A 23,249-nucleotide genomic window follows, 5' to 3' on the forward strand; every position below is an offset into this window, starting at 1 on the left:
CTCTCTCCTCAGTCCCGTGGCGCGATAATCACAATATTGGGCTTACTGATATTGTGATCAGGTAAGTTGTAGCGCTTCTCTAGTACCGTCCATTGGGTGGTATGCTCTTTGCGAAGATCTTCTATCTCGCCAAATCGTAAAACCCCCGCGGGACAAGATTCGACACAGCGTGGTTGTAAACCTTCATCCAGGCGTTCCGCACACAAATTACATTTACTGGTTTTTCCCTCTTCCGCATCGTAAACCGGTGCACTCCAGGGGCAGGCCATAATACACATCCGGCAACCGATACAACGTTCGTGGTCCTGTACAACAATCCCGTCAGCTCGTTTGGTATAAGTCCCGGCAGGGCACACTTTCATGCACTGAGGGTCATCGCAATGGTTACACGACATGCTGATAAAGGCTTGAGTATTAGGTTCATCTGTATTGTGCTCACGCACCCGCCGCCACAACACACCAAGCGGCGTCATATTTTCTGATTTGCAGGCCATGCTGCAGGTTTTACAGCCATAGCAGTTTTGCATATCAATAAGAAATCCATACTGTTTCGTCATGATTATGCCTCCCTTCTCACGTCAACTAACGTACTGTTACAACAGTGTCCATTGCCCAACAACTCGACCTGATCGTTGGTGACGTGGCTACTACTTCCCCCCTGTTGCTCCCACCAGCCGTTATCCAGGCTCACAACTCCCCGTTTTATATGCGTTGTAACATCGGCAATTGCTCTATGCTCTCCACGATGATTGAAAACAACAACCCACTCTCCGGCTTGGATCTGACGATTATGGGCATCTTCTGGATGAATCATAACGTTCGGGCGATTACGCTGAACCTCGAGGATCCATTCATTCATCCCGTGGCTCGAATGTACGCTACGTGCCAGTTTGCGCTGTACCGCCATTAACGGATAGTGGCTTGCCAGTTCAGGTGAACCTTTCACTGACTCTTTCACCTGTTTCCAGGTTACCACCGGCAGGAAGTCTTTTTTGGCCCACTCCTCGATATAAAAATGCGCCTTTCCAGTTGAGGTACGAAACTGCCCATCCTTAAAGGGGATCCAGTCTTCTTTAACGGGGCATACCGGCCCTTTTTTTAACATCTCACGGGTGATACCCGACCCTTTGAGGCAAGTATCAATGTAATGTTCAATGGGCTGATTAAAGACGTCTCCAAATCCAAAACGCTCGGCCAAGCGTGCGAAAATCCAATAATCCGGTTTAGCTTCTCCCGGTGGTTCCACCGCTTTCTCCATCAGTTGTACATAGTGGCTGCGTACCCCCGCCATTAAACTGACATCTTCAAAAATGGTCGTCACAGGCAGCACCAAATCGGCATACAGTGCAGACGAACTCATCAGATTGTCCGCCACCACGACAAATGGCACTTTTTTAAAGGCTTCTCTGACCTGATTTGTATTCGGCAACTGCGTCATCGCCCCCAGTGTCATGTTCCACCAGAATTTTATTGGATGAGGTTTTTCGTTAACGATCCAGTCCCCAATTTTAGAAATGGGGATCGATGGAATTTTGGCAGCATTTGGCGCAGGGGGGATAATGGGCGAAAATTTCGCCATTTGCCTGACCCCCCCCGCATCACAGACCCCTGCACCAGGCTTACCGATATTGCCGGTTATCAGCGCCAGATAAAATTGGCTGGCAGCAACATAAGTACCAAACTCAGTTCTCTGTGCACCAGACATATTCTGAACTATCATCGCAGGTTGCGTGGAAGCATAGTCTCTCGCCAGGCGTAATACCGTTTGCGCAGGCACATCCGTTTCCTGCTCAACTTTCTGTGTCGTCCAGGGCTTCGCCTGCGCCCAAACGTTATCCAGTACGGTAGTAAAATCGCTCCCGTTGGGCAGTTCATCATTTAGCAATGCAGGAAGAACGCCCGGCACATCATGTCGCTTCACGCTTTGTGTCAGAGTATCAAACACCAGATAACTGTCTGCATCATGCGGATCGGCTCGCATTAGTTTCTGCTTAGCATCCACCAAATAAACTGCGCCAGTATGTTTTCGCAGAAAATTCGCATCATAGCGCTTCTCCTGCATAATGATGTTGATCATCCCTAGTGCCAGCGCGATATCCGTTCCCGGCACAATAGGCACCCACTCATCCGCTTTTGCTGCGGTTTCGTTAAACCGGGGATCGATTACCACCATTCGCGCTCCGTTACGCTGCGCATTTGAATAATCTTTGAAGTAAGCATGCATCGTAACGGCCGGGTTGTTCCCCCAGCAAAGGATATAGCGACTTTCCTTTATTGTGTCGCGGGTATCAGCATACCGTAAGCCCACCATTGGCATCATCGCAGCGGTGACGGCTGCGCAGCATAACGAACCAACATGTTTTGTCGATCCACCAAGATAATCAAAAAATGCCTTCCCCATATCATTTTTGATAGAGTCCATATTCCCTGAAGCTGCTGTTAGCAACAGGCCTTTATTGCCATCGGTAGCGATCGTTTCTCTGATTTTCTTTTCAATAAGCTCAAGCGCGGCATCCCAAGAAATCGGCTTAAATTTTCCTTCACCTTTTTCTCCCGTACGCAGCAAGGGTTGCGTCAGTCGTAGCGGGTGATACACCCATTTCGTTCGGCTAATCCCTCGTAAACAACATTTCACGTTAAAGCCTTTTGTCGCTTCAATTTTCATCAAACGCTCTTTCCAGACATATGCCGTCAGGTTGCAATGCAAACATTCCATTGCACAGGTCGAACGAAATGTCTGGTAATCCGATTGCTGCAGACGAAACCGAGGCAGCGGTGCGCCATTGACCTGACGCAACCCTAGAAAGGTTGGACCTAATGAAGCCAGCCCCACCACACCTAGCCCTTTTAACAGGGTTCTTCTTTTTAAACGTATATTGCTCAAAGCATCCATGATCTTTCCCCCAATGAAGTCCATCATTAGTGAACTAAAATTCACTAATAATTAACTTGAGGTGAGTCATGATCTAATCATTTAGAGGTAACGATCTTTTTGAACTATGAAAGCAGCACTGCTTTCTGAACTCAATGATATAATCGAGGAGTATTTAATAAGAGAACGCATATGACTGAAACATCACAAGGGATTAATTCGGTTGATATAGCCGTCAGCATTTTGACATTTGTCGCCAGTCAGAATGGTCAAGCGAGGGCAATCGATATCGCTACTGGGTGTGGTTTGTCGAAAAGCCGTTTACATAAATATCTTATCTCACTTTGTCGCACCGGCATGCTATGCCAAAACGAAAAAGGGCTTTACTGCCTGGGAACAACCACACTGCAACTGACTGGAGGCCAAACCGGCGCACGCGATGCAATTGACGAGCTCAATACTATGCTGGTCACTTTTCGCGATACCTTTAACCACTCCACCGGGGTCGTCGTTGCTTCTGAAAATGGATTAATACTCAAACACTACAATCGCAGCTTTCGAAACGTCGATATCGATTTTCTGCCCAATACGCAGGTTCCACTTCATGCCAGTGCTGCTGGGCAAATTTTTATGAGCTTTTCTGATTATCAGGCGCAAAATCTGGCGCAGAAACAGTTGATTAGACAAATAATATCGCAGGGATACGCCGTGCGTTACAACCCAACTCAGGGGATCCCTGGAGCGCAATCTATCGCTTGTCCGCTTCAGAATAGTAAAGGTGAGCTCATTGCAATTGCTGTAACAATGGGTTTTTTTAGTGCCGAAGCCATTCCGCAAATTGCCAACCAACTGGTCAACAGCATCGCATCACTTCAGCCACAAGATTAGCGCAGCCCCGGCGCATAAAGCCGGGGCAGGCCTCAATTATGGGCGATATACCTTCACGTTTTCAAAGCCCTGCTCGCGCAGATACAGCGCCTGCAGACGGCTCATCACTCCGCGTTCACACCACAGCAGCCAGGTTTTACTCTGGTCCAGATCGCCGAATTTGGTGCTCAATTTGTAGAACGGCAGAGAAACGACGTCCACACCGTCAACCTTCAGCGGTTTGTCATCCTGTTCATCCACAGAGCGGATATCCAGAATCACATCGTTCGGGCCGAAGCCGCTCACGGTTTCCACTTCCACCACGGTCTGCTGCGTCTGCTGGGCGATATCACGAATATCGATATTGTTCGCTTCTTCAACCACTTTATCGAGGATAGAGAAATCGAAGTTTTCTTCTTCGGCCTCAATCTTCGCTTTAATCGCTTTCACCGTCGGGCTTTTTGAAATCACACCGCAGTATTCCGGCATGGTACGGGCAAAGTCCTCAGTACCAATTTCACGCGCCAGATTAATGATGTGCTCCTTATCATGGGAGATAAGCGGGCGCAGGATCAGGGTGTCAGAAACGTTATCGATCAGGCGCAGGTTGGTCAGCGTCTGGCTGGACACCTGGCCCAGCGCTTCACCGGTTACCAGCGCCTGTACGCCGTAGCGCTCAGCGACTTTCGACGCTGCACGTACCATCATACGTTTAAGGACCACGCCCATCTGACCGTCGTCGACTTTCTCCAGGATCTCGCCAACCACCGGCTCAAAGTTGATCGCGACAAAACGCACGCGATGCGAGCTACCAAAGCGGTTCCACAGATAATGCGCCACCTGGCGAACGCCGATTTCATGCGCTGCGCCGCCGAGATTAAAGAAGCAGTAGTGCACGCGGCAGCCGCGACGCATCAGCATATAGCTGGACACGCCGGAGTCGAAACCACCGGAAATCAGCGACAGTACATCTTCCTGCGTCCCGATCGGGAAACCGCCAATACCTTCATAGCGGCCTTTAACCAGCAGCAGACGGTCGTTTTCGATTTCAAGATTAACCGTCACGTCCGGCTTCGTCAGCTTCACGCGCGCGGATTCAATATGCTGGTTCAGTCCACCGCCAACATAGCGTTCCACCTCAATAGAGCTAAACTCATGCTTACCGCGACGCTTAACGCGTACGCAGAAGGTTTTGCCTTCCAGTTGATCGCGATACTGCACCAGCGCTTTCTCGAAAATATCGTGCATATCGGTAAACGGCACGTCTTCAACTTCGAGAATATGGTGGATCCCCGGAATACGGGTCAGCGCGTCGCGAATATCCAGGCGCTGGCTTTCATCTTTAGCGCGAACCTCAACGTGATCCCAGTGGCGGACAACGGCAAGGTCTTCATCATAGTGCTTTAAAACGTTACGAATGTTCCCTGTCAGAATTTTTATAAAGCGCAAACGCACAGATTGGCTTTTGATGGTGATTTCTGGGAACAATTTAATGATAAACTTCATGGCGGCAATGGTTCTTTGGCAAGTCTGAATGACTTGTAATGGAAAAAAATACAGCAGCCCATACCCTGCGGCTGCATCCAGGCGCGCAAGTATACCACCATCATGGTCATCCTGTGCACATCGCCTTACCATTGTGCGTTATTTGCTTATCAGTGCGAGTCCGTTACCATAGCCTTGTGCTGCCAATACAGAGAGTCAGACATTCATTATGCCGAAGAAAAATGAAGCGCCAGCCAGTTTTGAAACAGCGCTGAGCGACCTGGAACAGATTGTTACCCGTCTGGAAAGCGGCGACCTGCCGCTGGAAGAAGCGCTGAACGAATTTGAACGTGGCGTACAGTTAGCACGTCAGGGACAGGTCAAGTTGCAGCAGGCTGAACAGCGCGTACAAATCCTGCTGTCAGATACTGAAGACGCCGCCCTTACGCCTTTCACACCGGATAATGAGTAAATGGATTTTACGCAGCAGCTACAGGCTTGCGTTGAGCAGGCCAACCAGGCACTGAGCCGTTTTATCGCGCCATTGCCCTTTCAGAACACTCCCGTGGTCGAAACCATGCAATATGGCGCATTATTAGGCGGTAAACGTCTGCGCCCGTTTCTGGTGTACGCGACCGGTCAGATGTTTGGCGTCAGCCTGAGTACGCTTGATGCTCCCGCTGCCGCCGTCGAGTGTATCCATGCCTATTCGCTGATGCACGATGACTTACCCGCGATGGACGACGATGACCTGCGCCGCGGTCTGCCGACCTGCCACGTAAAATTTGGCGAGGCTAATGCGATCCTGGCCGGAGATGCGCTACAAACGCTGGCGTTCTCCATTATCAGCGACGCCCCGATGTCGGAAGTTTCTGACCGTGACCGCATCGCGATGATCTCTGAACTGGCCCAGGCCAGCGGTATCGCCGGTATGTGCGGCGGTCAGGCGTTGGATCTGGACGCTGAAGGCCATCAGGTAGAATTGGATGCGCTGGAGCGTATTCACCGCCATAAAACCGGGGCATTGATTCGCGCCGCCGTGCGTCTGGGTGCGTTAAGCGCTGGCGATAAAGGGCGAGAATGCCTGGCAATACTCGACAAGTACGCAGAAAGCATCGGTCTGGCCTTCCAGGTTCAGGATGACATCCTGGATGTGGTAGGCGATACTGCAACATTGGGTAAACGTCAGGGTGCTGACCAGCAGCTTGGCAAAAGTACCTATCCTGCACTTCTGGGTCTTGAGCAAGCCCAGAATAAAGCCCGGGATTTAATTGAGGATGCCCGCCAGTCGCTAAGTTTGCTGGCCGCACAGTCACTCGATACCTCGGCACTGGAAGCGCTAGCGGACTACATAATCCAGCGTGATAAATAAACCAACATATCCCATGAGCTTGCGATGAGTTTTGATATAGCCAAATACCCGACCCTGGCGCTGGTCGACTCCACTCAGGAGTTACGCCTGCTGCCAAAAGAGAGCCTGCCAAAGCTTTGCGACGAACTGCGCCGCTATTTGCTCGACAGCGTAAGCCGTTCCAGCGGGCACTTCGCCTCTGGTCTGGGCACGGTGGAACTCACCGTAGCGCTGCACTACGTCTACAACACCCCTTTTGACCAGTTAATCTGGGATGTGGGACATCAGGCTTACCCGCACAAAATTCTGACCGGCCGCCGCGATAAAATCGGCACCATTCGGCAGAAAGGCGGTTTGCATCCATTCCCATGGCGCGGTGAGAGCGAATATGACGTACTGAGCGTAGGGCACTCCTCAACCTCCATCAGCGCAGGTATCGGTATTGCGGTTGCCGCCGAGAAAGAAGGCAAGGAACGCCGTACCGTTTGTGTGATTGGGGACGGTGCGATCACCGCAGGCATGGCGTTTGAAGCGATGAACCACGCGGGTGATATTAAGCCCGACATGCTGGTTATCCTCAACGACAACGAAATGTCGATTTCAGAGAACGTCGGCGCGCTGAACAATCACCTGGCGCAACTGCTCTCAGGCAAACTCTACTCCTCGCTGCGCGAAGGCGGGAAGAAAGTGTTCTCCGGTGTACCACCGATTAAGGAACTGCTCAAACGTACCGAAGAGCACATCAAAGGCATGGTTGTACCGGGTACGCTGTTTGAAGAGCTGGGCTTTAACTATATTGGTCCGGTGGACGGTCACGACGTGCTGGGGCTTATCACCACGCTTAAGAACATGCGCGATCTCAAAGGTCCACAGTTCCTGCACATCATGACCAAAAAAGGTCGTGGCTACGAGCCGGCGGAAAAAGATCCGATTACGTTCCACGCGGTACCCAAATTCGATCCATCCAGCGGATGCCTGCCGAAAAGCAGCGGCGGCCTGCCGAGCTATTCAAAGATCTTCGGTGACTGGCTGTGTGAGACCGCGGCGAAAGACAATAAGCTGATGGCGATCACCCCGGCGATGCGCGAAGGCTCCGGTATGGTGGAATTCTCACGTAAGTTCCCGGATCGCTACTTCGATGTGGCGATTGCCGAGCAGCACGCGGTGACGTTTGCGGCCGGTCTGGCGATTGGCGGTTATAAGCCGGTCGTGGCTATTTACTCCACCTTCCTGCAACGCGCTTACGATCAGGTACTGCATGATGTCGCCATCCAGAAACTGCCGGTCCTGTTCGCCGTCGACCGGGCAGGTATCGTTGGCGCAGATGGACAAACCCACCAAGGGGCGTTCGACCTCTCTTTCCTGCGCTGCATCCCGGAAATGGTCATTATGACCCCAAGCGATGAGAACGAATGTCGCCAGATGCTGTTCACCGGCTATCACTACAACGACGGTCCAACGGTCGTACGTTATCCGCGCGGTAACGCGGTGGGTGTTGAGCTGGCGCCGCTGGAACATCTGCCAATCGGCAAAGGCATCGTGAAGCGTCACGGGGAGAAAGTGGCGATTCTCAACTTCGGCACCCTAATGCCGGAAGCCGCTCAGGTCGCAGAGTCACTGAACGCCACGCTGGTTGATATGCGCTTTGTGAAACCGTTGGATGAAACGTTGATCCTCGAAATGGCAGCCCAACACGAGGTGCTGGTCACCCTTGAAGAGAATGCCATTATGGGCGGCGCTGGTAGCGGCGTAAACGAAGTGCTGATGGCCCATCGCAAGCCTGTTCCGGTGCTGAACATTGGCCTGCCTGACTTCTTCATCCCGCAGGGGACTCAGGACGAGGCTCGCGCCGAACTGGGACTTAATGCCGCCGGAATTGAGGCCAAAATCAAGGCCTGGCTGGCATAATCCCCTCCCCGCTCCTGCTATGCTTAACTCATCACGAGCATAGCAGGAGTGGATTAATGAAATACAACACCTTAGGAAAAACCGACCTACGGGTCTCCCGCCTTTGCCTGGGTTGCATGACGTTTGGCGAGCCCAATCGCGGCAATCACGCCTGGACGCTACCTGAAGAAAGCAGCCGCCCGATAATCAAACACGCTCTTGAAGGCGGCATTAACTTTTTTGATACCGCCAACAGCTACTCCGCTGGTAGCAGCGAAGAGATTGTCGGCCGCGCGCTGCGTGATTTCGCCCGCCGCGAAGATGTCGTGGTCGCCACCAAGGTTTTTCACCAGGTTGATGATTTAGCGGAAGGATTATCCCGCGCACAAATCTTGCGCTCAATCGACGATAGCCTCAGACGCCTGGGTATGGACTATGTGGACATCCTGCAAATTCACCGCTGGGATTACAATACGCCTATCGAAGAAACGCTGGAGGCCCTTAACGACGTAGTGAAAGCCGGTAAAGCTCGCTATATTGGCGCCTCATCCATGCACGCGTCTCAGTTTGCTCAGGCGCTGGCTTTACAGAAACAACACGGCTGGGCGCAGTTCGTTAGCATGCAGGATCACTACAACCTGATCTACCGTGAAGAAGAACGCGAAATGCTGCCGCTTTGCTATCAGGAAGGCGTCGCGGTGATCCCTTGGAGTCCGCTGGCGCGTGGTCGCCTGACGCGCCCCTGGGGAGAAACGACCGCACGTCTGGTTTCTGATGAAGTCGGTAAAAATTTATACTCTGAGAGCGATGAAAACGACGCGCAAATTGCCGCGCGGCTGACCGGTGTCAGTGAGGAATTAGGCGTAACGCGTGCGCAGGTTGCGCTGGCCTGGCTGCTGAGCAAACCGGGGGTGGCAGCGCCGATTATCGGCACTTCACGCGAGGAACAGTTGGATGAGTTACTTAATGCGGTGGATTTGACGCTGAAGCCGGAGCAGATTGCCGAGCTGGAAACGCCGTACAAACAGCATCCGGTGGTCGGATTTAAATAATCTGGCATTGCCCGATGGCGCGCGCTTATCGGGCCTACGAAACCGCCATCGTGTTTCCAGGCCGGATAAGGCGTTTACGCTGCCATCCGGCAAACCTATTTAAATGATACCTACCGGCCAGTGATGGCCGATAAAATACAAAATTCCGGCAGAGAGTATTCCGGCCACAATATCATCAATCATGATCCCCGTACCGCCATGCACGTTGCGATCGAACCAACGGATCGGCCACGGCTTCCACATATCCAGAATACGGAAAATCACAAATCCGGCGGCAACCCACTGCCAGTCGTGGGTCGGCAGCGCCATCAGGGTTATCCACATCCCGACAAACTCGTCCCAGACAATGCTACCGTGATCGTGCACGCCCATATCTTTCGCCGTTTGATGGCACAGATAAACGCCGATACAGATAGACAACATGACCACCAGTGAATACAGCTGCCACGGCAGAAACGTCATTAAATACCAAAAAGGGATCGCCGCCAGCGATCCCATCGTGCCTGGAACAATTGGGCTCAGCCCGCTGCCAAAACCGGTGGCCAACAGGTGCCACGGATTGCGCATACTCAGGCGGCTTTTGGCGACATCTTTTTTAAGGCGCGGCAAAATGGTCATATCCTTTCCAGTCGAACGTGACGGGTTTTCCGTCGTGCGTAAAGTGAATGCCTTCCACGTCCGCGCTCATCTGCCCAATGCAGGTAAACGATGCGCCGAGATTCCCCAGCGCCACGTCCAGTGCGCCACGGTTAATTTCCGGTACGGTAAAGCATAACTCATAATCTTCACCACCCGAGAGCGCCCAGCGCAGGGCTTGTTCCGGCTCAACGTGTTGGGCAAATGCCGTAGAGTATGGCAACGCATCGACGTTAACCCGCGCCCCACAGCCGCAGGCATTGACGATATGCCCCAGATCGGAAATCAGGCCGTCGGAAATATCGATAGCCGCACTGGCCAGATCGCGCAGGGCTTGTCCCTGCAAAATACGCGGCGTTGGACGCAGATGACGTTTAAGCAGATAGTCTGCGTCTTTTGCATCTGCCACCTGCAAGCGATCCTGCAAAATCGCCAGCCCGGCCGCGCTGTCGCCCGGCGTACCGGTCACATAAATCCAGTCCCCCGGTTTCGCACCGGAGCGTTTTAAGGCCCGTCCAACAGGGACGTAGCCGTGGATACCCAGCGTCATCGACAGTGGCCCACGCGTGGTGTCACCACCTATCAGCTGCATATCATAGTAATTGAGGAGTTCAAACAGGCCATCGCTGAAGGCTTCAAGCCAGGCTTCATCGACGTCAGGCAGCGTGAGCGCCAGCGTCAGCCACGCAGGATCGGCTCCCATCGCCGCCAGATCGCTCAAATTCACCGCCAGCGCTTTCCAGGCGAGATCGGTGGGATCAATGTCGGGGAGGAAGTGGTTGCCTGCCACCAGCGTATCAGTGCTGATCGCCAGCGTCTGTTTTTCAGGGATGTTCAGAAGTGCGCAATCGTCACCAATACCGGTTTCGACATCAAGACGAGACGTTCTTACGCGGTCAAAATAACGGGCAATCAGGGAAAATTCGCCGCATGCCATACGTTATGCCTCAGCAGAAAAAAAAGAAAAAGCCGGGGGCAGCGGAATCAAGTTCCACCATCCAGCCGGCCTCGGGATTACTTTTTGTTGGGGCGAATCACAGGTGCTGCTTTATCCAGTACGCCGTTCACGAATTTATGGCTGTCTTCAGCGCCGAAGGTTTTCGCCAGTTCAATCGCTTCGTTGATGGCCACTTTGTACGGCACATCACTACGTTTAGACAGTTCAAACAGCGCAATACGCAGCACGGCTTTTTCTACCTGACCCAGCTCTTCCAACAGACGAGACAGATAAGGCTTCATTAATCCATCCAGGTACGCGCTGTTAGTCGCCACCCCGGACAGCAGTTCACGGAAATACAGAACGTCGACATCTTTTACGTCCTGTTCCGCCAGGAACTGGTATTCAACATCAGCGATGTCGTTCTGGGACAACTGCCAGGAGTAGAGCGCCTGGACGGCACACTCACGGGCGCGGCGACGAGCAGCAGGTTTCACGGATTTCCCCTTACAAAAATCAGGCCTTGATGGCTTTCAATACATTAATCATTTCAAGTGCAGTCAGTGCAGCTTCTGCGCCTTTGTTGCCAGCTTTAGTGCCAGCACGTTCGATGGCTTGTTCAATACTTTCGGTGGTCAGAACACCGAAGGCTACCGGAATGCCACTGTCCTGAGCGACATGCGCCAGGCCATTGCTTGCACCGCCAGCCACATATTCGAAGTGCGCGGTACCACCACGAATCACCGTACCTAACGCAATCACCGCGTCGTATTTACCGGATTTTGCAAGTACTGAGGCTGCCAGCGGCAGCTCATACGCGCCCGGAACCCAAACGACGGTAATGTTTTCATCTTTAACCTGACCAATACGTTTCAGGGCGTCGATCGCACCTTCCAGCAGGCTGTCATTGATAAAGTTGTTGAAACGCGCAATGGTGATGGCGACGCGAGCGTCCGGGGTAGCAACGTTAGCTTCAATAATGTTCATATTCTTCCTTCGGATTCACTAGACCCCGCAGGGGGGCGGATTTTATCATAATAATCTGTGCGCTGCTTCCCTTTCGAACCGGGAGATCATGCGCCCACTAAATGCAGGCAAAGGTCCGGACCTACATGGCGTATTTCGTTGAATTTGAAATGGGGGGCGTCAGCCAGTTTCTCAAGGCCTGGAAGCACACATAATCCTCGTGCATCGCTGCCTAACAGTTTAGGCGCAACATACACGATTAGCTCATCGACCAGACCGGCCTGTAATAACGCGCCCGCAAGCGTTGGACCAGCTTCAACCCAAATGCTGTTAATTTGCTGCTTGCCCAGTTGCATCATCAGCACCACCAGATCCAGATGTCCGTTATGTTCCGGCACCTTCAGACTGCGCACCGTCTCCGGCCAACTACGAGGATCATCTTTTGTCCGGGCAATCCAGGTTTCTCCAGGCTGTTGCACAATACGGTGTTCCGGCGTGACCTGATTCTGGCTATCAACAACAATGCGGATAGGCTGGCGCAGATTTTCCTGCGGGTAACTCGCCTGGGTTGACTCCCCAAGTTCCGACCAACGCACGGTAAGCTGAGGGTCGTCAGCCAACACCGTAGCGCTGCTGGTTAAGATGGCGTGGCTTTGCGCCCGTAATCGTTGCACATCGCGACGCGCCTGTGGCGAGGTTATCCACTGGCTTTCACCACTGGCCATCGCCGTACGCCCATCAAGCGACGCACCAAGTTTAAGCTGCACGTAGGGGAATCCCGTACGCATACGCTTGAGAAAGCCTTTATTAAGCTGCTCAACCTCGCTCATCATCAGCCCGTGACTGACGTCAATGCCCGCCTGCTGCAAACGGTAGAGACCACGACCTGCTACCTGCGGATTGGGATCCTGCATCGCTGCAACCACACGTGACACGCCTGCGGCAATCAGCGCATCGCAGCACGGGGGGGTACGACCATGATGGCTGCAGGGTTCAAGCGTTACATAGGCAGTCGCCCCTCGCGCTTTTTCTCCAGCCATGCGCAGAGCGTGGACTTCGGCATGCGGTTCGCCCGCGCGGTGATGATACCCTTCACCGACGATCTCCCCATCTTTGACAATCACGCAGCCCACGTTGGGATTGGGGTGAGTGGTAAAACGTCCGCGCGCAGCAAGCTTCAGCGCGCGCGCCATGTACAATTCATCCTGCATGGCTTAGTCCTGTAGGCGAGCAATCTCTTCGCCAAATTCTTTGATATCTTCGAAACTCCGGTAAACCGAGGCAAAGCGGATGTAGGCGACTTTATCGAGTTTTTTCAACTGCTCCATCACCAGGTTGCCGATCATCTTGCTCGGCACCTCACGCTCGCCAGTCGCACGCAGTTGTGATTTGATATGATTCAACGCCATTTCGACGTCATCTGAGCTGACCGGACGTTTCTCAAGCGCTCTGAGCATGCCGCTGCGCAGCTTATCTTCATTAAAGGGTTCACGCACATCGTTGCTTTTCACAACGCGTGGCATGACAAGTTCAGCCACTTCAAAAGTGGTGAAACGTTCGTTACAGACCAGACACTGCCGACGGCGGCGTACTGAGGAGCCCTCGCCTACAAGACGAGAGTCAATTACCTTAGTGTCTACGGCGAAACAGAATGGGCAATGCATACGGCGTCCTGTCCTCAGTGGTTAACAGAAATCTATTTTACCCTGAACTGGCGTGACAACAAAGGCGCAGCGCTTTTGAGACAAAGGATCGATGCCTTCGTGCTCGGTGCGCACTACCATTATGCTATCGCGACAATGAAGGAAGTAATCACAATGACAAGACGTTACCTAAGAATTCTCCTGGTGGGAAGTCTCTTTAGTCTTAGCGCATGCGCACAGCAAAGCGAAGTACGCCAGATGCATCAAAGCGTTAGCACGTTGAATAAAGAGATGACACAGCTAAATCAGGAAACGGTAAAAATTACACAACAAAATATGTTGAATGCCAAATCAACCAGCGGAGCCTATCTGCTGCCGGGTTCCAATACACCAGCCCGACTGGACAGCCAGATTGGCATGTTACGGATGTCACTTGTCAATATTGCGCCGAACGCCGACGGCACGCGGCTCACATTACGTATTCAGGGTGAATCCACTACGCCTTTACCCGCCTTTAGCGCCACCGTCGAGTATGGACAAATTCAGGGCACCACGGATAACTATCAGGAAGCGAACGTTCAGAACCAATTGGTAACTGCCCCGGCAAGTATCCTTGCTCCCAGCGACGTAGACATTCCGTTGCAAATAAATGGCCTCTCTCCGGACCTGTTAGGATTTGTTCGTATCCACGACATCCAGCCTGTTAATCAATAAACTTTTTTGCGGGACGTTTTGTGCGTTCCGCAACATCACTCCGGCCCGTTTTGTTACTCACCTGACATAACCGATATTTCTGGTAAAACTTGGCAACATTCATGGGAGCCAGTACAATTCGCCGCCTAAAGTAAGCAAACGTGAACGCAATCGATTACGTAAATGATAGAACTGTGAAACAACACATATTTTTGTGAACAATGATTTTTATAATAGGCTCCGAAGAAACACGAAATATTTAGAAACGCAATTTGCGCCTTTTTCACTCCCGAAAGGGATTTCAAACAGTGGCATACATATGAAAAAAACATTACTTGCAGCCGGTGCAGTGCTGGCGCTCTCCTCGTCTTTTACTGCCAACGCTGCAGAAAATGACAAACCGCAATATCTGTCCGACTGGTGGCACCAGAGCGTCAACGTGGTGGGTAGCTACCACACCCGTTTCTCCCCGAAACTGAACAATGACGTGTATCTGGAATACGAAGCGTTTGCCAAAAAAGACTGGTTTGACTTCTATGGCTACATCGATATTCCGAAAACCTTCGACTGGGGTAACGGCAACGATAAAGGCATCTGGTCTGACGGTTCCCCGCTGTTTATGGAAATCGAACCGCGTTTCTCCATCGATAAACTGACCGGTGCTGACCTGAGCTTTGGTCCGTTCAAAGAATGGTATTTCGCCAACAACTACATCTACGATATGGGTGATAACAAAGCCAGCCGCCAGAGCACCTGGTATATGGGTCTGGGTACCGATATCGATACCGGTCTGCCGATGGGTCTGTCCCTGAACGTGTATGCTAAATACCAGTGGCAGAACTATGGCGCATCCAACGAAAACGAGTGGGATGGCTACCGTTTCAAAGTGAAATACTTTGTGCCGATCACCCAGGTTTGGGGCGGCCAACTGACCTACATCGGCTTCACCAACTTCGACTGGGGCTCCGATTTGGGTGATGATCCGAACCGCACCAGCAACTCTATCGCTTCCAGCCACGTCCTGGCGCTGAACTACGATCACTGGCACTACTCCGTAGTAGCGCGTTACTTCCATAACGGCGGCCAGTGGAAAGGTGGAGATACTCTGAACTGGGGCGAAGGCGACTTCAGCGCGAAATCTACCGGTTGGGGTGGTTACCTGGTCGTAGGTTACAACTTCTAATCCTGCCAATTTATCGCAGACAAGCCAGCTTAACCGCTGGCTTTTTTATGGCTGGTCTTCACAGCGTACTTTACGTAAAAAGTCACTTAGCGAGCGATCTGCAGATTCACGAAAATGCCTGTCGAGCGGCGTGATCTTCAGACACCGATCAACACGAAAGCAGCGATAATCGTCACGTTTCTCACACCAGGCAACCAGCAACCAGTGCTCACCCCAGAAAAATAGCCCCAGCGGCTGAACGTCGCGCCAGGAGAGATTCCCGGACTCGTCGCGATAATGCAGCGCCAGCACCTGCTGCGCCGAAACCGCGCGATGTATGAGATCAAAAGCACTGCGTGAATGCGGCTGATTGCCAAAATCTGGCGCGAAAACCCGCGTTTGCTCGGCTCTGCGCCGACACTCTGGCGGCAATATCGCCAGCACTTTTTCCTGCGCGGATTCCAGCGCCTGTGAGAGTGAATCCCCACCCCATGTTTTCAGCAACCGAATCGCTACCATTAACGCTTCTGATTCGCGATGCGTTAACATCAACGGCGGCAGATCAAACCCCGCCATTAAGCGGTATCCACTGCCCACTTCTCCTTCTATGGGCACGCCGGATAAAGAGAGATCGCGGATATCGCGATAAATCGTCCGTTCAGAAACCTCAAGACGTTCTGCCAGCAGCGCCGCCGTTGTCACTCGCCTGCCACGCAGGATTTGTACAATCTGAAACAAGCGGTCGGCGCGTCTGGTCATTTTAATCCTCAGTCCTGAAAATATTACACGGGTTGATGTAAACCAACGCGATTGCCTTCGCTGTCAGTAAACAGCGCAATAGTGCCAATATCCTGCCCCAGTTCGAGCGGACCAAACACGCACTGGCCGCCAGCGGTGGCGACGCGTTTAAGCGTTGCAGCCAAATCGTCCGTATGCAGATAAATAATAGCGCCCTGCGCTGAAGGCGTAATACCGTCAAATTTAGCCAGCGCCCCGCCGGGAGCGGGATCCTGATGTGGAAATACGGCCAGCTCCGCGCTGTCCATATTCTCACGACGCAAAGAAACCTGCATCACTGGCTCATAAAAAGCAATGGCGCGCTCCATTTGTGCCACGGGGATTTCAAACCAGCTAATTACGTTATTCATACTTCCTCCTGCCTGTGTGGGTAATCTCAGAAGGACTATAAGACAGGGCTACTGACAGCATACTGTCAGTAGTATGGCGACCGGAAAAGATAATGGACTGCTAGCAAATCGCAGGCAAAAAAAATCCCGACCTTGCGATCGGGATTCCAGTATCTTCACTCTTAATAGTTTAAGGCAGAATTGACGGTTGATCCGCCCCTTCTTTCTCAACCTTCTGCTGCAGCATGTGCTCACGCTTCATACCCAGCTTCAGCGCCAGCGCCGATGCTACGTAGATAGAAGATGCAGTACCGATGGAAACACCGATCAGCATCGTCAGCGAGAAGCCTTCCAGTACCGGACCACCGAACAGGAACAGCATCAGAATAACCATCAACGTCGTACCGGACGTAATCAACGTACGGTGCAGCGTCTGAGTCAATGACACGTTAAAGATTTCGTAAGGCGTACCGCGACGAATTTTGCGGAAGTTTTCACGAATACGGTCAGATACGACGATACTGTCGTTCAGCGAGTAACCGATTACCGACATCAACGATGCGACGATAGTCAGATCAATCTCGATATGGAACAACGACAGGATCCCAAGTGTGATAATCACGTCGTGCGCCAGAGCGATAACTACCCCTGCCGCCAGTCGCCACTCAAAGCGGAAACCGACGTACACCAGGATAGATATTAACGCCGCCATCAGCGCCATTGCACCGGTTTGCGCCAGGTCGGCACCCACGCTCGGACCCACGAATTCAATTCGCTTCACCGCGGCGTTTTGGTTGGTGGATTCGTTAATCACACTCAACACTTTGCTGCCCAGTACCTGACCGCCGTCTGCGCCTTCAGTTGGCGGCATACGCACCATAATGTCGTGGCTGCTGCCGAAGTTCTGCAGAAGCGGATCAACAAAGCCCGCTTTCTCCAGCGCATCGCGCATCACGTCCATATCGGCCGGTTTTTCCAGCGTGATTTCAATTACCGTACCACCGGTGAAATCGAGACCCCAGTTAAACCCACGTACGCCCATCACCACGATGGCCGCAATCAGCAGGAAACCTGAAATGCCGAAAGCCCAGTAGTCCCAGCGCATAAAGTCCCAGACTTTACGGCCGTGGTTCAATTGTTCAACAGTATATTCCTGTGCCACTTCGCACTCCTCAGATTGACAGCTTTTTGACGCGCTTGCCGCCATACAACAGGTTTACGATGGCACGTGTACCGACAATCGCGGTAAACATCGACGTCGCCACACCAATACCGGTAGTAATCGCGAACCCTTTAATTGCCCCGGTGCCAACTGCGTACAGGATAATGACCTTAATCAGCGTCGTAATGTTCGCATCAAAGATGGAGCTAAATGCACCCGCATAACCTTCATTGATGGCCTGCTGCACCGAACGCCCATTACTCAACTCTTCTTTGATACGTTCGTTAATCAGTACGTTCGCATCGACCGCGACGGCAAGGGTTAAGACGATCCCCGCAATCCCCGGCATACTCAGCGTAGCGCCCGGCAGCAGCGACATAATACCGACAATCAGTACCAGGTTAGCAATCAGCGCACTGGTCGCGATCAGACCGAACTTCTTATAGAAGAAGATCATGAACAGGATAGACACCACCAGACCGGCCAGACACGCTTCCAGACCCTGTTTAATGTTCTGCATACCCAGGGTAGGACCGATGGTACGTTCTTCAACAATCTGAATCGGCGCAATCAACGCACCGGCACGTAACAGCAGAGAAAGCTGACGCGCTTCGTTCGGGTTGTTAATACCGGTGATACGGAAGCTGTTGCCCAGGCGAGACTGGATGTTGGCGATGTTAATCACCTCTTCCTGTTTCACCAGCACTGCGCGACCGTTGGCATCTTTTTTACCGCTGTCTTTGTACTCCACGAACAGGGTCGCCATCGGCTTACCGATGTTGTCCTTGGTGAAGTTGGACATGATGTTACCACCCGCGCTATCCAGCGAGATGTTAACCTGCGGCTGATTGTATTCGTCCTGGCTGGAAGTGGAGTCGGTGATATGATCACCGGTCAGGATCACGCGTTTGTACAGCACAACCGGCTGACCTTCACGAGACTGTTTCACTTCCGAATCACCCGGTACACGCCCGGATGCCGCAGCAGACTGGTCAACGTTGGTGTTGACCAGACGGAATTCCAGCGTCGCGGTAGCGCCCAGAATTTCTTTCGCACGCGCGGTATCCTGAATGCCTGGCAGTTCGACCACAATGCGGTCAGCACCCTGACGTTGGACCACCGGCTCAGCAACACCCAGTTGGTTAACACGATTACGCAGAATGTTGATGTTCTGCTGTACCGCGTATTCACGGGCTTCGCTCAGGCGCGCATCGGTCATCACCGCACGCAGAGCATTGCTGCCCTGGCTGGAAATAACCAGATCCTGGTGACGCTTGCTCAGGTAAGAGATAGCTTCATCACGGGCGCTGCTATCACGGAAGGTGATGCTCAGACCGTAGTTATCTTCTTTGCGAACGGTAGTATAAGGAATGCCTTTTTCACGCAGATCGCTGCGCAGGCTATCGATATTTTGTTCCTGCAACTTACTCAGCGCGGTGTCCATATCCACTTCCATCAGGAAGTGAACGCCGCCACGCAGGTCAAGACCGAGTTTCATCGGTTCTGCGTGAATGGCTGCCAGCCAGCGTGGAGTTGCCGGTGCAAGGTTAAGCGCCACGACGTATTGATCGCCCAATACGCCCATTAACACTTCACGTGCGCGCAGTTGGGTATCAGTGGAGTCGAAGCGCGCAAGAATAGCACCCTCTTCCAGAGCCACAGACTTAGGTGTGATTTTATCTTCTTGTAACGTTTTCTGGACCTGGATCAGCGTTTGCTCACTGGCGGCGGCACCGCGCACGCCAGTGATTTGAACAGCCGGATCCTCACCATACAGGTTGGGAAGCGCATAGAGCAGACCGACGACAATAACGACGATCAGCATGACATACTTCCACAAAGGATAACGGTTTAACACGGCAGTTCCCTTTGGGAAAACAATAAATTACAGCGCCTTCATGGTGCCTTTCGGCAGAACGGCAGCTACGAAATCACGTTTAATAACCACTTCAGTGGTGTCGTTCAGCGCGATAGCGATGTAGCCAGATTCTGCTACTTTGGTCACGCGACCCACCAGACCACCGTTAGTCAGCACTTCATCGCCTTTCGCAATGGAGTTCATCAGATTTTTGTGTTCTTTGGTGCGCTTTTGCTGCGGGCGCAGGATCATGAAGTAGAAAATCAGACCAAACACCACCAGCATCAGAATCAGAGACATCGGGCTGCCCTGCGCCGGAGCACCTGTTGCCGCTACCGCATCAGAAATAAAAAAGCTCATTCAAATTCCCTCATTATTAAAATTAATCAACGTTCACAGGTGGAACTGGTCTACCCTGACGTTGGTAAAAATCGGTCACGAAGCTCTCTAATTTACCCTCTTCAATAGCCTTGCGTAAACCCGCCATCAAACGCTGGTAGTAGCGAAGGTTATGAATCGTGTTGAGTCGCGCGCCCAATATTTCGTTGCAACGGTCGAGATGATGCAAGTAAGCGCGCGAATAATTGCGACAGGTGTAGCAATCACACTCAGCATCGAGCGGACTGGTGTCGCTTTTATGTTTCGCGTTACGAATTTTTACCACGCCGTCAGTCACAAACAAATGACCATTACGGGCATTTCGCGTTGGCATCACGCAGTCAAACATATCGATACCGCGACGTACGCCTTCAACCAGATCTTCTGGTTTGCCGACGCCCATCAGGTAACGAGGTTTATCTGCCGGAATCTGTGGGCATACATGCTCCAGGATGCGGTGCATATCTTCCTTCGGCTCACCGACAGCCAAACCGCCGACAGCGTAGCCATCAAAGCCGATGTCTACCAGACCTTTAACGGAGATATCACGTAAATCTTCGTAAACACTGCCCTGAATGATGCCAAAAAGCGCATTTTTGTTGCCGAGGCTATCAAAACGATCCCGACTGCGCTTCGCCCAACGCAGAGACATCTCCATCGAGCGTTTAGCATAGTCCCAGTCGGCCGGATACGGTGTACATTCGTCGAAGATCATGACGATATCGGAACCGAGATCGTATTGAATCTCCATTGATTTCTCGGGATCGAGGAAAATCGGATCGCCGTTGATCGGGTTACGGAAATGCACGCCCTGCTCGGTAATCTTACGGATATCACCCAGGCTGAAAACCTGGAAGCCGCCGGAATCGGTGAGGATTGGCCCTTTCCACTGCATAAAATCGTGCAGATCGCCATGCAGTTTCATGATTTCCTGTCCCGGGCGCAGCCACAGGTGGAAGGTGTTACCGAGGATAATCTGCGCGCCAGTTGCTTCAACTTCTTCCGGCGTCATGCCTTTCACAGTACCGTAAGTACCGACCGGCATAAAAGCAGGTGTTTCTACTACGCCACGATCAAAAACCAGGCGGCCGCGGCGAGCGCGACCGTCTGTGGTATCCAGTTCAAATTTCATCTTAACTCCTGCGTCAGAAAAACAGTCCGACGTTTTAAATACTCATATCGCGGATTTATTCCCCGACACGCTCAGAAATAGCCTGCGGATTGTACGTGATAAACATCGCATCACCGTAACTAAAAAAGCGATATTCCGCTTTTACCGCTTCATGATAGGCGTGCATGGTGTTTTTATAACCAGCAAACGCGGAAACCAGCATGATCAGCGTTGATTCCGGCAGGTGGAAGTTGGTTACCAGGGCATCAATCACCTGATATTTATAGCCAGGATAAATGAATATTTGCGTATCGCCGAAAAACGGCTCGATAAGGTCGTTTTTGGCCGCCTGTGCCGCGCTTTCCAGTGAACGTACGGAGGTGGTGCCCACCGCAATCACGCGGTTGCCGCGCGCTTTCGCCGCCAGCACAGCATCAACGACATCCTGCGGCACTTCCGCATATTCGGAGTGCATGATGTGATCTTCGATGGTGTCTACGCGCACCGGCTGGAAAGTCCCCGCGCCCACGTGCAGCGTGACGAACGCCATTTCAATGCCTTTATCGCGCAGCTTAGCCAGCAGCGGATCGTCAAAGTGCAGACCCGCAGTCGGCGCGGCGACCGCACCCGGTTTTTCGCTATACACGGTCTGATACAGCTCGCGGTCGGCGTCTTCATCCGGACGGTCAATATACGGTGGCAGCGGCATATGGCCGATGGCGTTAAGGATATCCAGCACGCTGCGCTCGTCGTTAAACTCGACTTCAAACAGCGCGTCATGGCGTGCCACCATCGTTGCTTTAATACTTTCGTCGTCGCCCAGCAGCAGCTCGGCCCCCGGCTTTGGCGCTTTCGAGGCGCGAATATGCGCCAGAATACGTTTGTCATCCAGCATACGCTCGACCAGCACTTCAATCTTGCCGCCGCTGGCTTTACGGCCAAACAGACGCGCCGGAATAACGCGGGTGTTGTTAAAGACCAGCAAATCGCCAGGGTTGAGCTTATCGAGCAAATCGGTGAAAGTACCGTGCGTCAGCGCGCCCGTCGGCCCGTCCAAAGACAGCAAGCGGCAACTACTGCGCTCAGCTTGCGGATAGTGGGCAATCAGGGATTCGGGTAGTTCAAAGGTGAAATCGGTAACGCGCATGACACTGACTCAGACTAAAATAAGAGGCGGGTAGTCTAGTGCCGGGGCGTCCTCCCTGCAACCTTTACCCCTCAAGTTAAAAGACATAATCTATACACAAAATCATTCAAGATGCATCGAGGCGGCAACTGAATGAGTCCCCGGGAGCTTACTCAAGTAAGTGACTGGGGTGAGTGAAGGCAGCCAACAAAGAGGCAGTTTGAAGGATGAAGTGGATATGAATTTTCTTGCACATTTGCATCTGGCTCACCTTGCCGACAGCTCGCTTTCCGGCAATTTGCTGGCCGACTTTGTCCGGGGCAATCCGGAAACGCACTATTCGCCTGACGTGGTAGAAGGCATCTTCATGCACCGTCGTATCGACGTGATGACCGATAACCTGCCGCAGGTGCGTGAAGCCAAAGAGTGGTTTCGCAGCGAAACGCGCCGTGTCGCGCCGATTACGCTGGACGTAATGTGGGATCATTTTCTGTCGCGCCACTGGTCGGAAATATCCCCCGACTTCCCGCTGGCGGACTTTGTGCGCTATGCTCGCACCCAGGTGACCACTATTTTGCCTGAATCGCCACCGCGCTTTATCAATTTAAACAACTATATATGGTCAGAGAAATGGCTTGAGCGCTATCGGGACATGGATTTTATCCAGAACGTCCTGAATGGCATGGCCAGCCGCCGCCCACGACTCGATGCCCTGCGTGACTCATGGTATGACCTGGATACGCATTACGATGCGTTAGAGGAACGGTTCTGGCAGTTTTATCCGCAAATGATGGAACAGGCGCAGCGTAAAACCCTTTGACTACAGCCCGTATTAGCCGCCGGATAAGCAGTAGCCGCCATCCGGTAAAAGATTGATAGACAAAACCTGTCTCATTGATTGCCAGCGCCTCTTTGTCTTATTCCCGAACACTCTCT

24 protein-coding genes are annotated in these 23,249 nt (G+C 52.4%); 8 read left to right on the forward strand and 16 right to left on the reverse strand.

The window, feature by feature from the left end; genetic code table 11:
- Window positions 1-8 precede the first annotated feature (8 nt).
- Together HV334_RS18360 and HV334_RS18365 are read right to left on the reverse strand one after the other, a co-directional pair.
- The gene (locus HV334_RS18360; protein WP_165499997.1) at window positions 9-557 is read right to left on the reverse strand and encodes a 4Fe-4S dicluster domain-containing protein; all 549 of its coding nucleotides are present in this window, start codon (window positions 555-557) and stop codon (window positions 9-11) included.
- Window positions 558-559: 2 nt separating this feature from the next.
- Window positions 560-2,893 (reverse strand): molybdopterin-dependent oxidoreductase, encoded by a 2,334-nt coding sequence (locus HV334_RS18365; RefSeq protein ID WP_181220750.1) that lies wholly within the window; start codon window positions 2,891-2,893, stop codon window positions 560-562.
- A gap of 171 nt (window positions 2,894-3,064) precedes the next feature.
- Between HV334_RS18365 and HV334_RS18370 the strand changes: the two genes are divergently transcribed.
- On the forward strand, window positions 3,065-3,760 hold the full coding sequence (locus tag HV334_RS18370; RefSeq protein WP_181220751.1) for a helix-turn-helix domain-containing protein: 696 nt from the start codon (window positions 3,065-3,067) through the stop codon (window positions 3,758-3,760).
- 36 nt (window positions 3,761-3,796) lie between these two features.
- Here the strand turns inward: HV334_RS18370 and thiI are convergent, their stop codons facing one another.
- On the reverse strand, window positions 3,797-5,245 hold the full coding sequence (gene thiI, locus HV334_RS18375; protein ID WP_005125147.1) for a tRNA uracil 4-sulfurtransferase ThiI: 1,449 nt from the start codon (window positions 5,243-5,245) through the stop codon (window positions 3,797-3,799).
- 208 nt (window positions 5,246-5,453) lie between these two features.
- On the opposite strand from thiI, the gene xseB reads away from it, so the two are divergent.
- Genes xseB through yajO form a run of 4 tightly spaced genes read left to right on the forward strand, consistent with a single transcriptional unit; the run spans window position 5,454 to window position 9,514 of the window.
- On the forward strand, window positions 5,454-5,696 hold the full coding sequence (gene xseB / locus HV334_RS18380; RefSeq protein WP_016152040.1) for an exodeoxyribonuclease VII small subunit: 243 nt from the start codon (window positions 5,454-5,456) through the stop codon (window positions 5,694-5,696).
- Window positions 5,697-6,596, forward strand: a complete 900-nt coding sequence (gene ispA / locus HV334_RS18385; RefSeq protein WP_181220752.1) for a (2E,6E)-farnesyl diphosphate synthase — start codon at window positions 5,697-5,699, stop codon at window positions 6,594-6,596.
- A gap of 24 nt (window positions 6,597-6,620) precedes the next feature.
- Window positions 6,621-8,483, forward strand: a complete 1,863-nt coding sequence (dxs, locus tag HV334_RS18390) for a 1-deoxy-D-xylulose-5-phosphate synthase (RefSeq protein ID WP_049281998.1) — start codon at window positions 6,621-6,623, stop codon at window positions 8,481-8,483.
- Between the two features lie 56 nt (window positions 8,484-8,539).
- Complete coding sequence (gene yajO, locus HV334_RS18395; RefSeq protein WP_047357693.1) at window positions 8,540-9,514, forward strand: 1-deoxyxylulose-5-phosphate synthase YajO; 975 nt, start codon at window positions 8,540-8,542, stop codon at window positions 9,512-9,514.
- A gap of 99 nt (window positions 9,515-9,613) precedes the next feature.
- On the opposite strand, the gene pgpA is transcribed toward yajO, so the two are convergent.
- From pgpA to nrdR, 6 genes are all read right to left on the reverse strand, one after another.
- Window positions 9,614-10,132, reverse strand: coding sequence for a phosphatidylglycerophosphatase A (gene pgpA, locus HV334_RS18400; RefSeq protein WP_016152036.1), 519 nt, complete (start codon window positions 10,130-10,132; stop codon window positions 9,614-9,616).
- Window positions 10,110-11,087: a thiamine-phosphate kinase gene (gene thiL, locus HV334_RS18405; RefSeq protein ID WP_131347879.1), complete on the reverse strand. Its 978-nt coding sequence runs from the start codon at window positions 11,085-11,087 to the stop codon at window positions 10,110-10,112. Before thiL ends, pgpA begins: the two co-directional genes overlap by 23 nt.
- Before the next feature lie 77 nt (window positions 11,088-11,164).
- Complete coding sequence (gene nusB / locus HV334_RS18410; RefSeq protein WP_000801129.1) at window positions 11,165-11,584, reverse strand: transcription antitermination factor NusB; 420 nt, start codon at window positions 11,582-11,584, stop codon at window positions 11,165-11,167.
- Window positions 11,585-11,603: 19 nt separating this feature from the next.
- Window positions 11,604-12,074, reverse strand: coding sequence for a 6,7-dimethyl-8-ribityllumazine synthase (ribE, locus tag HV334_RS18415; RefSeq protein WP_016152034.1), 471 nt, complete (start codon window positions 12,072-12,074; stop codon window positions 11,604-11,606).
- Window positions 12,075-12,160: 86 nt separating this feature from the next.
- Window positions 12,161-13,264 carry a bifunctional diaminohydroxyphosphoribosylaminopyrimidine deaminase/5-amino-6-(5-phosphoribosylamino)uracil reductase RibD gene (gene ribD / locus HV334_RS18420; protein WP_047501929.1) on the reverse strand — a complete coding sequence of 368 codons (1,104 nt, stop codon included), beginning with the start codon at window positions 13,262-13,264 and terminating at the stop codon, window positions 12,161-12,163.
- A gap of 3 nt (window positions 13,265-13,267) precedes the next feature.
- Entirely contained in the window at window positions 13,268-13,717 is a 450-nt protein-coding gene (gene nrdR / locus HV334_RS18425; protein WP_016152032.1) for a transcriptional regulator NrdR, read from the reverse strand.
- Between the two features lie 153 nt (window positions 13,718-13,870).
- On the opposite strand from nrdR, the gene HV334_RS18430 reads away from it, so the two are divergent.
- Both HV334_RS18430 and HV334_RS18435 read left to right on the forward strand, forming a co-directional pair.
- Window positions 13,871-14,410 carry a DUF3251 domain-containing protein gene (locus HV334_RS18430; RefSeq protein ID WP_181220753.1) on the forward strand — a complete coding sequence of 180 codons (540 nt, stop codon included), beginning with the start codon at window positions 13,871-13,873 and terminating at the stop codon, window positions 14,408-14,410.
- A 298-nt stretch (window positions 14,411-14,708) separates the two neighbouring features.
- The gene (locus HV334_RS18435) at window positions 14,709-15,572 is read left to right on the forward strand and encodes a nucleoside-specific channel-forming protein Tsx (protein WP_003021561.1); all 864 of its coding nucleotides are present in this window, start codon (window positions 14,709-14,711) and stop codon (window positions 15,570-15,572) included.
- 45 nt (window positions 15,573-15,617) lie between these two features.
- Here the strand turns inward: HV334_RS18435 and HV334_RS18440 are convergent, their stop codons facing one another.
- The 7 genes from HV334_RS18440 to queA all read right to left on the reverse strand — a co-directional run bounded on the left by HV334_RS18440 (window position 15,618) and on the right by queA (window position 22,334).
- The gene (locus tag HV334_RS18440) at window positions 15,618-16,310 is read right to left on the reverse strand and encodes a YafY family protein (RefSeq protein ID WP_016155852.1); all 693 of its coding nucleotides are present in this window, start codon (window positions 16,308-16,310) and stop codon (window positions 15,618-15,620) included.
- A 23-nt stretch (window positions 16,311-16,333) separates the two neighbouring features.
- On the reverse strand, window positions 16,334-16,699 hold the full coding sequence (locus tag HV334_RS18445; RefSeq protein WP_181220754.1) for a VOC family protein: 366 nt from the start codon (window positions 16,697-16,699) through the stop codon (window positions 16,334-16,336).
- A gap of 169 nt (window positions 16,700-16,868) precedes the next feature.
- On the reverse strand, window positions 16,869-17,840 hold the full coding sequence (gene secF / locus HV334_RS18450; protein WP_003021550.1) for a protein translocase subunit SecF: 972 nt from the start codon (window positions 17,838-17,840) through the stop codon (window positions 16,869-16,871).
- Between the two features lie 10 nt (window positions 17,841-17,850).
- Window positions 17,851-19,698: a protein translocase subunit SecD gene (gene secD / locus HV334_RS18455; protein WP_003021547.1), complete on the reverse strand. Its 1,848-nt coding sequence runs from the start codon at window positions 19,696-19,698 to the stop codon at window positions 17,851-17,853.
- 27 nt (window positions 19,699-19,725) lie between these two features.
- Entirely contained in the window at window positions 19,726-20,058 is a 333-nt protein-coding gene (gene yajC, locus HV334_RS18460; RefSeq protein WP_003021544.1) for a preprotein translocase subunit YajC, read from the reverse strand.
- A gap of 22 nt (window positions 20,059-20,080) precedes the next feature.
- On the reverse strand, window positions 20,081-21,208 hold the full coding sequence (gene tgt, locus HV334_RS18465) for a tRNA guanosine(34) transglycosylase Tgt (RefSeq protein ID WP_003021535.1): 1,128 nt from the start codon (window positions 21,206-21,208) through the stop codon (window positions 20,081-20,083).
- Window positions 21,209-21,263: 55 nt separating this feature from the next.
- Entirely contained in the window at window positions 21,264-22,334 is a 1,071-nt protein-coding gene (gene queA / locus HV334_RS18470) for a tRNA preQ1(34) S-adenosylmethionine ribosyltransferase-isomerase QueA (RefSeq protein ID WP_003021529.1), read from the reverse strand.
- A 217-nt stretch (window positions 22,335-22,551) separates the two neighbouring features.
- On the opposite strand from queA, the gene acpH reads away from it, so the two are divergent.
- Window positions 22,552-23,133 (forward strand): ACP phosphodiesterase, encoded by a 582-nt coding sequence (gene acpH, locus HV334_RS18475; protein WP_016152027.1) that lies wholly within the window; start codon window positions 22,552-22,554, stop codon window positions 23,131-23,133.
- The last annotated feature ends 116 nt before the right edge of the window (window positions 23,134-23,249 follow it).

The sequence above is a fragment of the Citrobacter sp. RHBSTW-00944 genome (genome assembly GCF_013615435.1).
Classification (GTDB): domain Bacteria; phylum Pseudomonadota; class Gammaproteobacteria; order Enterobacterales; family Enterobacteriaceae; genus Citrobacter; species Citrobacter braakii.